This window comes from Pseudomonas bijieensis, assembly GCF_013347965.1.
Lineage (GTDB): Bacteria > Pseudomonadota > Gammaproteobacteria > Pseudomonadales > Pseudomonadaceae > Aquipseudomonas > Aquipseudomonas bijieensis.
In genome coordinates this window covers 1577698-1591208 of record NZ_CP048810.1, presented here as the reverse complement: position 1 = coordinate 1591208, position 13511 = coordinate 1577698, and the positions used below count along the sequence as shown (strand labels likewise).

Annotated in this window: 11 protein-coding genes and 1 pseudogene; 2 read left to right on the top strand and 10 right to left on the bottom strand. The window is 62.2% G+C overall.

Annotated elements, in window-relative coordinates; translation table 11 throughout:
• Window positions 1-537: 537 nt before the first annotated feature.
• The 9 genes and pseudogenes from GN234_RS06625 to GN234_RS06585 all read right to left on the bottom strand — a co-directional run.
• Window positions 538-1611 (bottom strand): protein-glutamate methylesterase/protein-glutamine glutaminase, encoded by a 1074-nt coding sequence (locus GN234_RS06625; protein ID WP_109755218.1) that lies wholly within the window; start codon window positions 1609-1611, stop codon window positions 538-540.
• 2 nt (window positions 1612-1613) lie between these two features.
• Window positions 1614-2111, bottom strand: coding sequence for a chemoreceptor glutamine deamidase CheD (gene cheD, locus GN234_RS06620; RefSeq protein WP_109755217.1), 498 nt, complete (start codon window positions 2109-2111; stop codon window positions 1614-1616).
• Entirely contained in the window at window positions 2108-2944 is an 837-nt protein-coding gene (locus GN234_RS06615) for a CheR family methyltransferase (RefSeq protein ID WP_162893817.1), read from the bottom strand. Before GN234_RS06615 ends, cheD begins: the two co-directional genes overlap by 4 nt.
• Window positions 2941-3477: a chemotaxis protein CheW gene (locus tag GN234_RS06610; RefSeq protein WP_109755216.1), complete on the bottom strand. Its 537-nt coding sequence runs from the start codon at window positions 3475-3477 to the stop codon at window positions 2941-2943. Before GN234_RS06610 ends, GN234_RS06615 begins: the two co-directional genes overlap by 4 nt.
• A gap of 39 nt (window positions 3478-3516) precedes the next feature.
• On the bottom strand, window positions 3517-5175 hold the full coding sequence (locus GN234_RS06605) for a methyl-accepting chemotaxis protein (RefSeq protein WP_176688117.1): 1659 nt from the start codon (window positions 5173-5175) through the stop codon (window positions 3517-3519).
• 33 nt (window positions 5176-5208) lie between these two features.
• Window positions 5209-7311, bottom strand: a complete 2103-nt coding sequence (locus tag GN234_RS06600; RefSeq protein ID WP_109755301.1) for a chemotaxis protein CheA — start codon at window positions 7309-7311, stop codon at window positions 5209-5211.
• A gap of 36 nt (window positions 7312-7347) precedes the next feature.
• On the bottom strand, window positions 7348-7632 hold the full coding sequence (locus GN234_RS06595) for an STAS domain-containing protein (protein ID WP_109755214.1): 285 nt from the start codon (window positions 7630-7632) through the stop codon (window positions 7348-7350).
• A 15-nt stretch (window positions 7633-7647) separates the two neighbouring features.
• Entirely contained in the window at window positions 7648-8016 is a 369-nt protein-coding gene (locus tag GN234_RS06590) for a response regulator (protein WP_003203044.1), read from the bottom strand.
• Window positions 8017-8027: 11 nt separating this feature from the next.
• Window positions 8028-8972, bottom strand: a pseudogene (locus GN234_RS06585) (methyl-accepting chemotaxis protein); the annotation flags it as partial.
• Window positions 8973-9669: 697 nt separating this feature from the next.
• Here GN234_RS06585 and GN234_RS06580 point away from each other — a divergent pair.
• A complete protein-coding gene (locus tag GN234_RS06580; RefSeq protein ID WP_109755212.1) occupies window positions 9670-11016 on the top strand; it encodes an MATE family efflux transporter in 1347 nt (448 codons plus the stop codon).
• A gap of 209 nt (window positions 11017-11225) precedes the next feature.
• Window positions 11226-11873 carry an HAD-IA family hydrolase gene (locus tag GN234_RS06575; RefSeq protein WP_176688115.1) on the top strand — a complete coding sequence of 216 codons (648 nt, stop codon included), beginning with the start codon at window positions 11226-11228 and terminating at the stop codon, window positions 11871-11873.
• Between the two features lie 126 nt (window positions 11874-11999).
• Here GN234_RS06575 and ppnN read toward each other — a convergent pair whose 3' ends face one another.
• A complete protein-coding gene (ppnN, locus tag GN234_RS06570) occupies window positions 12000-13373 on the bottom strand; it encodes a nucleotide 5'-monophosphate nucleosidase PpnN (RefSeq protein WP_025213122.1) in 1374 nt (457 codons plus the stop codon).
• Window positions 13374-13511: the final 138 nt, after the last annotated feature.

The following is a 13511-nucleotide window of genomic DNA, read 5'->3' as shown; positions in this document are numbered from 1 at the left end:
AATGAACCCAATCCCCAGCCCAGAATAACCGCGCGGTTTGCCTATCAGACCGCCCGTGTACTGCAATTTTTTGCTTCAGGAGTGCTCATGGCGAAGATGGCGATTTTTCTAGGTGGGTTTTTGGCCCTGACTCTTTTGATCGGCGTGCTGGCGACGATTTCGCCGGTGTAGCCACCGGCCCACAGACAAGGCAACCCAATACTGAAGCGAACCCTGTGGCGAGGGGATTTATCCCCGTTGGCAGCGAAGCAGCCCTAAAGCTCATCCCCCGATCCACCGGTCGATCAGCTGCAAGCCTCTTGGGCTGCTTCGCAGCCCGCGGGGATAAATCCCCTCGCCACAGGTGATTGGTGTGTCGGGCGAATGGATGTGAACTCAACTGTTTTTGTGGCAAGGGGATTTATTTGTGGGAGCAAAGCTTGCTCGCGATAGCGGTGGGTCAGCTTGCATTCATGTTGAATGTGCCAATGCCATCGCGGGCAAGTCTTGCTCCCACAATGAGTTCTGTGTGGATCGGGGGGAACAGTCCTCAGCTCCTTACTTATGCAAAATCACCTGCGCAATCTCCTGCAACCCCATCACCCGCTGTGCGGCGTTGAGTTTGATCGCTTCCTTGGGCATGCCGAAGACCACGCAGCTGGCTTCGTCCTGGGCCACGGTGCTGCTGCCGGCGTCGAGCATTTCCTTCAGTCCACGGGCACCGTCGTCGCCCATGCCGGTCATGATGATGCCGGTGGCGTTGCGGCCGGCGAATTTGGCCACGGAGCGGAACAGCACATCCACTGAAGGACGGTGGCGGTTGACCAGTGGGCCGTCCACCACCTGCACGTGGTAGAACGCCCCGCTGCGGGTCACCATCATGTGTTTGCCACCGGGGGCGATGAGCGCCAGGCCGGGGTGGATGCGGTCGTTGTTGCGGGCTTCGCGCACTTCGATCTGGCACAGGCTGTTAAGCCTGGCGGCGAACGAGGCGGTGAATTTTTCCGGCATGTGCTGGACGATGACGATGCCCGGGCACACCCGTGGCAGGGCGGTGAGCACCGCTTCCAGGGCCTGGGTGCCGCCAGTGGAAGTGCCCAGGGCGACGATTCGTTCGGTGGTCTGCGCCATGGCGTGGCCGTTGGCGGCGGGCAGCATGGCGTCGGCGGTGAGTTTGGTGGCCGGCGTCAGTGCGGTCGGGGCAGGGCGCTTGCCCAGGTTGCGCACATTGACCTGGGCGGCGGCGCGGATCGCCGCCACCAGTTCCGGCGCCGATTCCAATAGAAAGTTCTTCAGGCCGGTGGTGGGCTTGGTGATGATTTCCACCGCGCCGGCGGCCATCGCCTGCAAGGTGGTTTCCGCGCCCCGGGGCGTCAGGGACGAGCAGATCACCACTGGTGTCGGGCGCTCGCTCATGATTTTCTTCAGGAAGGTGATGCCGTCCATGCGCGGCATTTCCACGTCCAGCACGATGACGTCGGGCCATTCCTTGGCCAATTTGTCCATGGCGAAAATCGGGTCGGACGCCGCGCCCATGACGTGGATGTCCGGCGTGTCGCTGAGGATTGCCAGCAACACCTGGCGAACCACGGCGGAGTCATCCACCAGCAGTACATTGATCTTTTTTGACATGGTTAATGCCGGGTCCTTATCGGTTGGTGCCTGACCCACACATCGCCGCTGCAAAGGTCGAAGATGATGCTGCGGTGGCCGGTGCTGCCCATGTCCTGGGCGATCAGGTCCAGGCGATAGAGGGCGGCGATTTCCAGCGCGGCATTGACGTTCATCCGCGCCACATCGCCGTAGGGCACGTGGCGTTGCAGTTCAGGGAACATTTCGCCGCCGCCGAACAGCTTGAGCTGATAGTCCTCGGGTTCAGTGTGATGGGCCTTTGCCTGGCGCAGGAACAGTTCGATGGCTTCGTCGGCGTACATGCCATTGAGCGCCTTGGAGCAGCGCATCCGACTGGGCAACATGAAGTGGCACATGCCGCCGATCCTGCGTTCGGGATGCCACAGCGTGATCGCCACGCAAGAACCGAGGATGGTACGCAGCCGGGTCGGGCAGGTGGCGAAGCGAAACTCCCCCGGCGCCAGGTACATCTCGGCCACTTCCCTCATCGCGACGCTCATGGTTTGCGATAAATCGAAGGCGATACGAGTTTCAACGCATCGGACACGCCGTTGAGGCTCTCCGAATGGCTCACGATAAAATAGCCGCCGGGCTTGAGCCGGGGGATCAAGCGGGCGACCACTCGGCTTTTGGTGGGTTGGTCGAAATAGATCATGACATTACGCAGGAAAATCACGTCGAACTCCCCCAGCTCCGGCAAGGTGTCGTTGAGGTTGACCTGGATAAAGTGGACCCGGTTACGCAACGCCCGGTCGATGAGGAACGTGCCTTGCTGGCTGCCAGTGCCCTTGAGACAGTACTTCACCAGCAGCGGATGGGGCAGGTTGCTGGCGCGTTCCATTGGGTAGTGCCCTGAGCGTGCCTTGGCCAGCACCTGGCTGCTGATGTCTGAACCGATGACCTCCCAAGGCGTGGTGCCCAATCCTTCGGCCAAGGTCATGGCCAGGCTGTAGGGCTCTTCGCCCGATGAGCTGGCCGCGCTCCACAAGCGAAAGGTCTTGCCCGGTGTCGCGTGGGGCAGCACGTGTTGGCGCAGGAAATCGAAATGCTTGGGTTCGCGGAAAAAATAGGTCTCATTGGTGGTGAGCAGGTCCAGCGCCACCTGCAATTCATCGGTGCGTTGGCCGTTCATGATCAGCTTGAAATACTCGCCGTAGCTGTCCAGCCCATAGTGCTTGAGGCGCTTGAACAAACGCCCGGCCACCAGGGCTTTCTTGGCTTCGGACAGGCTGATGCCGGCGGCCTGGTACAGCCAGGACTGGAACTGACCGAACTCGCGGTCACTGAGCGCCAGTGAATTCACCGTGCGTTCCTTGCAGGTATCGGCGTTCACTGGGCATCCACTTCCAGCGCGTTCGGGCTGGTTTCTGCGAGTTGGGACATTTCGTCGATGGACAGTACGCGGTCCACCTCCAGCACGATGACGAACTTGCCATCGACCTTGGCCATGCCACTGATGAAATCGGCGCGGATCTTCGCCCCGAAGCTCGGTGGCGGCTCGATCTGCGAGGCCGGGATTTCCAGGACCGCCGAGACCGTGTCCACCAGCAAGCCAATGTCCTGGGCCTGGCCGTCCGCACTGGCCGCCTCGATGATCACCACGCAACTGCGCCGACTGATCGCCGAGTTCGGTCGGCCGAAACGGGCCGACAGGTCCACAACCGGCACCACTGCGCCCCGCAGGTTGATCACCCCGCGCACGAAGGCCGGCATCATCGGCACCACGGTGAGGTTGCCGTATTCGATGATTTCCTTGATGCACAGGATGCCGATGGCAAACATCTCCGTGCCGAGCATAAACGTCAGGTACTGCGCTTCTTCCTCGACCGCGATGGCGGTTTGACGTGTGGTCGCGATGGCGCCCATGCCTTTATCTCCTTTAAGCGAGCCTGTGGGAACGGACCGTCAGAACCGGGTGAATTCGGATTCGTCCGGAGCGCTGGCCATGCTGTAGGCAAAGGCCTTGGGGAGCGCAGGCACGGCAGCTCGAGCCGGCTTGCGGTTGGACGGCCCCGGCGTGTTGTCCACCTTCAAGGGCTGGCTGGCCGATTTCGGCGGCGTGTCCAGGGTGAAGAAGCTCATGGCCTGTTGCAGCTGTTCGGCCTGGCTGCTCATTTCCTCGGCGGTGGCGGCCAGTTCTTCGCTGCTGGAGGCGTTTTGCTGGGTCACCTGGTTGAGTTGGGTCATGGCGGTGTTGATCTGCGCCACGCCAGCGGCCTGTTCTTCGGAGGCGGCGCTGATTTCCTGCACCAGGTCCGACGTCTTGTTGATCGAAGGGACCATCTCGTTGAGCAGGTTCCCGGCCTTTTCCGCCATATCGACGCTGCTGGACGACAGCTCGCCGATTTCCTGGGCCGCGACCTGGCTGCGTTCGGCCAGTTTGCGCACTTCAGCGGCGACGACGGCGAAGCCTTTGCCGTGTTCGCCGGCGCGGGCCGCTTCGATGGCCGCGTTGAGCGCCAGCAAGTTGGTCTGGTAGGCGATGTCGTCGATGATGCTGATGCGCTGGGCGATTTTTTTCATCGCCACCACGGTCTGCTGCACCGATTCGCCGCCGTCGGTGGCTTCCTTGGCAGCCTTGCTGGCCATGCCGTCGGTGACTTTGGCGTTCTCGGTGTTCTGGTTGATGCTGGCGCTCATCTGCTCGATGGACGCACTGGTTTCCTCGACGCTGGCCGCTTGTTCGCTGGTGGCCTGGCTCATGGATTGCGCAGTGGCGCTGACTTGTTCCGAAGCACTGGCCAGGTTATCCGCGGCGTTGCGCACTTCACCGATGATGTGCGAGAGCTTGCCGACCATGTTCTGCATGGCGTTGAGCACCATGCCGGTTTCGTCCTTGGAGCCGCCTTCGATTTTCGCGTTCAGGTTGCCTTCGGCCAATTGCTCGGCGACGGTTGCGGCCTGTCTCAATGGGCGGGAGATGATGCGCGAGATGAACAGCGCCAGGCCCAGGCCCGCCAGCAAGGCGGCAACCAGTACCACGATGATCGACAGGCGCGCTTTTTCATACAGTGCGGTGCCTTTCTCGCTGGCGGCGCCCGCACCGGCGTCATTGAGTTCCACCAGTTTTTGCAAGTCGGAGGTCACCAGGTCGAACTGACGCTTCGACTCGCCCTTGAGCAGCGCGTGGGCCTGCTCGGTCAGGTTTTGCCGAGACAGCGCGAGCAGGTCTTTGCTGATGGTCAGGTAAGCGTTCCAGTCGTTGCGGGTGGTTTCGAACAGCCGGCGGTCTTCGGCGTTGGACAACAGCTTTTCATACGTCGCCAAGCGAGTTTCGAATGCCTTTTTGGCTTCGTCGGCTTCCTGTTCAAGGGTCGCGCGCTCCGGCTCGGAGTCGGCGGTAATGTGGCGATTTTCCTTGAGGCGGTAGCTTGCGCCAAAGAAGCGCATGCCCGAGGCCGCGCGCATGGAGGGCATCCAGTTTTCGCGGATTTCAAGGGCGGTGTCGTTCACCTGGCCCAGTTGGATAATCGAGAACACTCCCATGACGGCTGTCAGCGCCAGCACCACAAGAAATGAAGTGATCAGTTTGGTGGCGATTCTCAGGTCGTAGAACCATTTCATTGGGAAGTACCTCTCCATGGAATTGCTAAAGCGTCAGCGAGCGTTGGCTTGTTGTAATTGAGTTGGGGTGTAGCGGTTTTCCACTTGGGCGATCTGGGTGAGCAGCGCCGGCACGTCGAGAATCAACGCCACGGCGCCGCTGCCCAGGATGGTCGAGCCGCTGATGCCGCGAAGGGCGCCGAACAGCTTGCCCAGCGGCTTGATCACGGTCTGGAATTCACCCAGCAAGTCATCCACCACCAGCCCGGCCTTGAGTTCGGCGTAGCGCACCACCACCACGTTCTGCCGGCGCGCGGCCGGGCCTTCATGGCTGAAGTGATCGCGCAGGTAAACCAGCGGCAACACCTCGCCGCGCAGGTCGAGGTAGCCTTGTTCGCGGCTGGCGAGTCCATCGTCTTCGCTCAGCTCGATGCATTCCTGGACCATGTCCAGCGGAATGACGTAGGTCGACTGACCGATGCCCACCAGAAAACCGTTGATGATCGCCAGGGTCAGCGGCAGGCGGATGCGCACCACGGTGCCCTTGCCAGGTTGGCTGTCCAGGTCGACGGTGCCGCGTAGCAGGGTGATGTTGCGCTTGACCACGTCCATGCCCACGCCGCGCCCCGAAAGGTTGGTCACGGCCTGGGCGGTGGAGAAGCCGGGCTCGAAGATCAGGTTGTAGATTTCCTGGTCGGTGGGGCTGGCCCCGGGCGTCACCAGGCCACGCTCCTGGGCTTTTTCAAGGATCCGGTCGCGGTTCAGGCCGGCACCGTCGTCGGCGATCTCCAGCACGATACTGCCCGAGTCGTGATAGGCGTTGAGGTGCAAATGCCCCTTGGCCGGTTTGCCCGCCGCCCGCCGCGCCTCGGCGGTTTCGATGCCGTGGTCCATGGCGTTGCGCAGCAGGTGCATGAGCGGGTCGCCGATTTTTTCCACCACGGTCTTGTCCAGCTCGGTCTCCGCACCGCTGATGATCAGGTCGATGTCCTTGCCCAGTTCCTGACTGACATCGCGCACCACCCGACGGAAACGGTTGAAGGTTTCGCCGATGGGGATCATGCGCAGGCGCAGGGCGCCGTCGAGAATTTCTTCCACCAGCCCGGACACGGATGAGGTGGCTTCCTGCAACGGGTCGTTGTGGCAGGTGCGGGCCAGCAGGCTGGCGCCGGCGCTGGCGATGACCAGTTCCCCCACCAGGTTGATCAGCTCGTCGAGCTTGTCGGCATTGACCCGTACATAGGTGCCGTCCTTGGCCTTGCTGTCGCTGGTCACCGCCTGTTTGTCGGTGGCGATCTGGGCGGGCATGCGCGGCGTCTTGCGCTGGTCGGACAGCAACTCGCCGGTGGCGACCAACGCGGTGGTTTCCTCGGCCGGTTCCGGCGATGTGGTCACCATGCCAGTGTTGGCTTGGGGGGCGACGTCGTCATCCAGGGCAACGATCTCGATCACGCAGTCTTCCCGGACGAAGTCGAACACTTCGTTGATCGCCCCATGGCTGGCGGCGGAGCGAAACTCGATGTCGAAGCCCAGGTAGCAGGACTCGGCGTCCCAGGCGTCGGCGGCGGGCAGGGCGTCGGTCAAGGTGACGATGTCGACGATTTCACCCAGGGTTTGCAGATAACGCAGGAATGACAGCGGGTCCATGCCGTTGCGGAACACGTCGTGGCCGAAGCGCAGGGAAATGTGCCAGAGCCGTGTTTCGCCGGGTTCGCTGGTCGCGGTTTCATGGGCAGGCGTCGGGGCCGCAGCGGGCGAGGGCGCCTGGTACTCCTGCAGGATCTGGCACAGTTCCACTTCCCGCTGCAGGGCCGGTGGCGGCAGCGCTCCACCCTGGTTGGCGGCCACGTTGATCAGTTCCAGCATGTGATCGCTGGACTTGAGCAGCACCGCGATCAGGCCGGCGTCCACCTCGACGCTGCCGTTGCGCAGGCGATCGAGCACGTCTTCGACGATGTGGGTGAAGCTGACGATCGGTTCCAGGCCGAACAGCCCGGCCGAGCCCTTGATGGTGTGGGCCGCCCGAAAGATCGCGCCGATGGCATCGTCGTCGCCGGGGTCGGTTTCCAGTTGCAGCAGCGACTCTTCCATCGCTTGCAACTGTTCCCGTGCCTCGACGATGAAGGTCTGCTGTGCCTGATCCAGATTGATGCTCACGCTCATATCCTTTGTCGTGTCCGACGTATTGCAGCCCTAGGCAACCAGGTTGCACAGGGCAAGTGTTTGCGTAACGGCCTTGCTTTGGCCGGTCAGTGTCAGCTGGGTCCCGGCCCGGGACGCCTCGCGCTGCACCATCAGCAGTAGTTGCAGGCCGGCCCCGTCCATCTCGGTGATCTGCGACAGATCGAGGGCCATTCGCGGTGTTGCGCCCAGGTGCGGTAACCATTGCGCGGCCAGGTCGGCGGCGGTGTAGATCGTCAGCTCGCCGTCGATGTGCACCTGGGCGGTGTCATCCTGTGTTTCGTAGTGCAACGGCATTGGAGCCTCCGGTCATCAGGGAAGAATCAGCTTGGATACCGCTGCCAGCATCTGCGCCGGCTGGAACGGCTTGACCACCCAGGCCTTGGCCCCGGCGGCCTGGCCTTCCTGTTTCTTCGATTCCTGGGATTCGGTGGTCAGCATGATGATTGGCGTGAACTTGTAGCTGGCCAGCTTCTTGACCTCCTTGACGAAGGTGATGCCGTCCATGTTGGGCATGTTCACGTCACTGATGATCAAGTGCACTTTCTGGCCATTGAGCTTGCCCAGCGCATCCTTGCCATCGCTCGCCTCGATCACGTCATAGCCGGCACTTTTCAACGCGATGCCGACCACCTGCCGAACGCTCGCGGAGTCGTCGACAACCAATACACTTTTAGCCATGAAAGGCTCTCCTAAAAGAAGGTTATTTCCTGTGAAACCTGTTGCGCACTCGAGTCGCCGTGGTGGTTGCGGCGTTGCTCGTCGGTGGCGTAAGTGGTCTCCATGCGCGCCAGCCATTGGCGGGCATCGATGGAGACGGCCTGGTCGGGCGACTGACTGGCCTGATGCAGGTGCACATGCAGGTCCTCGATGTTGTCGCGCACGTGGCTGAGGATCTGGCTGACCCGATCCTGGAATTGCAGGCTGACCAGCACTTCGGTGAGTTCATCGCGAATGCCGAAGCTTTCCCGCTGCAGCATGTCGGCCGAGTCGGCCAACCGGCCGGTGACACTCTTGAAGCGCTCCAGCACCTGCTGGATGCTTTGCTCGGAGGCACTGACCGAATGGCTGTCCTGGTCGGCTCCGCTGGACGCGGCATGGACCAGTTGGGTGATGGCGGTGTTGATGATGTCGACCTTGGCCGACATCTGCTGGCCGGTCTCGCTGGACTTGCTCGACAGGCTGCGCACGGCGTCGGCCACCACGGCAAAGCCACGCCCGGCTTCGCCGGCACGGGCGGCTTCGATGGCGGCGTTGAGCGCCAGCAGGTTGGTCTGTGCGGCAATCGCCGCGACATCGGCGGCCATGGTCCGCAGCTCGCCGGTATAGGCCGTCAGGTTACGCACCTGGGCCAGGGTTTCATCGCGGCTGGCCTGGGTGGCTTTCAGCGAGTCGATGACCTTGACCAGTTCACCTTCGCTCTGGGCCAGTACCTGCACGGCGCCGCCACTGCTGCTGCCGGCCAGTTCACCGGCGGCCAGTTGCGAAGCCTGCACGGTGTCTTCCAGGCGTGACGAAATGCCGGTGAAGCGGCTGGTCAGGGAGACGATTGCGGTTTCGGTCTGTTGCCGGGAGCTTTCGACCTGCTTGGCCCAGATCGGCATGGCCCCGAGAATGACTTCGTTGAGTTGTGCGTGGGTTTTATGGGCCAGCTGCTCGCTGCCTTGCAGGTCGTGGTGGGCCATGGCGGCGGCCAGGGCGCTGTCAAACTGCTGGCGTTGCGAACGCGCACCCCATACGCCAGCACCGACGCCCAAGGCCAGGATCGCCACGCTCAAACCGATGTTTTGCCCACTCGCACCATTGAGCGCCAGCACGCCAATGCTCGCGGCAATGGCCACTAGCACAGCACTCCAGAGGATGCGTGGTTTTGATTGGGAAAGGGGATGACCGTGAGAATACGACGTCATGGTTCGGTCCTTGAACAGTGTTGCCAACAGGTTATTTGCGAATAACTGGTTATCTGCGACCCTCGTTCGGACTTTAAGACCGGCTGTCCGATTCCGGTATTGCTGTAGGCATTGACCTACGCAGTACGTGGCACTGTGCTACTTCAGATTAGACGCAGTCTGGAAAATGTCGAATGCACCCGACGAAGGTCGGGTGACTTTGTGGCGAGGGGATTTATCCCCGTTGGGGTGCGAAGCAGCCCCCCTGCAAGATGAGCGCAATCCATCTGTCATAGCGAGGTGTCGGGTTTGGGGTCGCTTCGCAACCCAGCGGGGATAAATCCCCTCGCCACAAGAGTGTTCTCCAGTTGATTCTTTGAAACAGACTCAATGGATTGAGCTAAATTACCCCGCATTGGATTTCGAACCTGCCATCAGAGCCCTCATGCCCACCCAGCCCCTCTGGAAAACCTATCTCCTGTTCCTGATCCCCATGGTTCTGTCCAACTTCCTGCAGTCCATGTCCGGCACATTCAACAGCATCTACATCGGCCAGATGCTTGGCACCCAGGCCTTGGCGTCGGTGTCGGGCATGTTTCCCATCGTGTTTTTCTTCATCGCTCTGGTGATCGGCCTGGGCGCGGGGGCGGGGGTACTGATCGGGCAGGCCTATGGCGCCGGCGAAACCGGCACGGTGAAGGCGATTGCTGGTTCGACCTTGTTGCTGGGGGCGATCATCGGCCTGGTGGCGGCGGTGCTGGGCAGCGTCTTTGCGCGCCAGGCGTTGCAAGGGCTCGGCACGCCGGCCGATGTGCTGGAGGACGCCGTTTCCTATGCTCGGGTGATGCTGTGGATCCTGCCGATGTTGCTGGTCTTTGTGCTGTTCACCCAACTGCTGCGCGGGGTGAGCGATACGGTGTCACCGATGTTGGCGTTGCTGGTGTCCACCAGTGTCGGGTTGATCCTGACGCCAGCGTTGATTCGCGGCTGGCTGGGGCTGCCGCAGATGGGCATCCAGAGCGCGGCGTTGGCGGGGCTGGCGGGGACGACGTCGGCGATGCTGATGCTGGCGTGGCGCCTGAACCGTCGCGCGCACGCCTTGGCACCGGACCGTGCGTTGTTCGCGGCGATGCGCCTGGACATGGACATCCTTGGCAAGGTGCTGCGCATCGGCCTGCCCACGGGGTTGCAGATGGTGGTGATTTCGTTGTCGGAGCTGGTGATCCTGGCGCTGGTCAACCGCCACGGTTCCCAGGCCACGGCGGCTTACGGCGCGGTGACGCAGATCGTCAACTATGTGCAGTTTCCGGCGCTGTCGATTGCCATCACCGCCTCGATCCTCGGCGCCCAGGCCATCGGTGCCGGACGCCTGGAGCGCCTGGGGCCGATCCTGCGCATGGGGCTTGTATTCAACCTCTGGCTCACCGGTGGACTGGTGCTGCTGGGCTATCTGCTGTCCCACTGGCTGCTGGGGCTGTTCATCACCGACCCGGCGGCCCGGGTCCAGGCCGAACACTTGCTGCATATCATGCTCTGGAGCTTGCTGGTGTTCGGCTTCCAGGCGATTGTCGGCGGCATCATGCGGGCCAGCGGCACGGTGCTGGTGCCGGTCGCCATCTCGATCTTCTGCATTGTCGGTGTGCAGGTGCCAGCGGCGTACCTGTTGGACGCTCACTTCGGGCTGCAAGGGGTGTGGATGGCGTTCCCGGTGGCTTACCTGGGCATGCTGTTGTTGCAGACGCTGTATTACAAGCTGGTGTGGCAGCATCAGCCGATCGAGCGCCTCGTTTAGATCGCCGTTTTGTAAAACAACACAAACGCCCTGTGTGCGAACCTGTGGGAGCAAAGCTTGCTCGCGATGACGTCGTCACATACAACGCCCCCCATGGGCTTTGAAACCGCTATCGCGAGCAAGCTTTGCTCCCACAGGCTCTGCTCACAGGTTCGGTGCCTGGCGATGTTACAGTGGCTGTTATCCACCCCTTCATCATTGAGGATCCGATGCCAGACCACCGTTCCTACCGCGCCTTCCTCTTCGACATGGACGGCACCCTGCTCAATTCCATCGCCGCCGCCGAGCGCATCTGGACACGCTGGGCCCTGCGCCACGGCGTGGACGTGGCGACGTTCCTGCCGACGATCCATGGCGTGCGCGCCATCGACACCATCGCCCGCCAGCATCTGCCGGGGGTGGATGCCCAGGCCGAGGCTGAGCAGATTACCCGGGAGGAAATCGAGGATGTCGAAGGCGTGGTGCAAGTGGCCGGTGCGGCTGCGTTTCTGAAAGGCCTGCCGCCTAGCCAATGGGCGATTGTCACCTCGGCGCCGATGGCACTGGCCTTGCGGCGCATGGACGCCGCCGGGATTCCACGCCCCTTGGTGATGGTCACTTCCGAAGATGTCAACGATGGCAAGCCCAACCCGGCCTGCTATCGACTGGCCGCAGAGCGCTTGCAAGTGGCGTCGCAGGAATGTCTGGTCTTTGAAGACGCAGATGCCGGCATCCGCGCTGGCGAGGCATCAGGGGCCGACGTGATGGTGGTGACGGCGACCCATACGCACCCGGTGGTCACCCACCATCCGCAGATCAAGGATTACCTTGGGCTTGCTGTTGAGATGAATGAAGCCGGCCTGATACGGATTCAGTAACCGCACAAGTCCTCTGTGGGAGCGAGCCTGCTCGCGATAGCGGTGGGTCAGCTTGCATCAATATTGGATGTGCCGACGCCTTCGCGAGCAGGCTCGCTCCCACAGGGGGAGCGAGGACTTTGCGGCTCAGGTCACCACGCGATAGCACGGCACATACGCCGCGCCGCCCGGCAGTTTCATGCGGTGCTGGGCGACGAAGGCCTGGAGCAGGCGGTCGAGGGGTTCCATGATGGCGGCGTCGCCGTGGATCTCGTAAGGGCCATGTTCTTCGATCAGGCGGATGCCCTTGTCCTTGACGTTACCCGCCACGATGCCCGAAAACGCCCGGCGCAGGTTGGCCGCCAGTTCGTGGGCGGGCAGGTCGCGGCTCAGGCCCAGGCTGGCCATGTTGGCGTGGGTCGGGTCGAACGGGCGCTGGAAACCTTCGTCGATCTTCAGCAGCCAGTTGAAGTGGAAGGCGTCGTTGCGTTCGCGGCGGAACTGCTTGACCTCCTTGAGCCCCTGGGTCATCTGCCGTGCCACTTCGGCCGGGTCGTCGATGATGATCTGGTAGTGCTTCTGCGCCGCCTCGCCCAGGGTCGCACCGACAAACGCATGCAACTGGTCGAGGTACGGCGCGGCGCTTTTCGGCCCGGTGAGGACCACCGGGAAGGGCAGGTCCTGGTTGGCCGGGTGCATCAGGATGCCCAGCAGGTAGAGGAATTCCTCCGCCGTACCGGCACCGCCCGGAAAGATGATGATGCCGTGGCCGACGCGCACGAAGGCTTCCAGGCGCTTCTCGATGTCCGGCAGGATCACCAGCTCATTGACGATCGGGTTCGGCGCTTCGGCCGCGATGATGCCCGGCTCCGTCAGGCCCAGGTAGCGACCGCCATGGATGCGTTGCTTGGCGTGGGCGATGGTGGCGCCTTTCATCGGGCCTTTCATCACGCCGGGGCCGCAACCGGTGCAGATGTCCAGGCTGCGCAAGCCCAGTTCGTGGCCGACTTTCTTGGTGTATTTGTATTCTTCGGTGTTGATCGAGTGACCGCCCCAGCACACGACGATTTTCGGCTCCACGCCAGGGCGCAAGGTGCGGGCGTTGCGCAACAGGTGGAACACGTAGTCGCTGATGCCCTGGGACGAGCTCAGGTCGATGCGCTGGCTGTCCAGTTCGTTCTCGGTGTAGACGATGTCGCGCAGGGCGCTGAAGAGCATCTCGCGGGTGCTGGCGATCATCTCGCCGTCGACGAACGCATCGGCTGGCGCGTTCAGCAGCTCCAGGCGCACACCGCGGTCCTGCTGGTGAATACGGATCTCGAAGTCCTTGTAGGCTTCCAGGATGGTCTTGGCGTTATCAACATGGGCGCCAGTGTTGAGGATGGCCAGGGCGCACTGGCGGAAGAGGGTATAGATACTGCCGGAACCGGCTTCGCTCAGTTGCTGGACTTCGCGCTGGGACAAGGTCTCCAGGCTGCCCTTGGGGCTTACCGAGGCGTTGATTACATGTCTTTGAGTCATTCAGCTTTCCTTGAAAACGATGCCATGCACACAACGACGGCATCTTGAAAAAAACGTCCACGCAGAAAGATCGCACGATCCTTGCGCTATCGCCATGGACTTTGATCCGGACCCGGCGAGTCGGTTGCGCTACAAAAT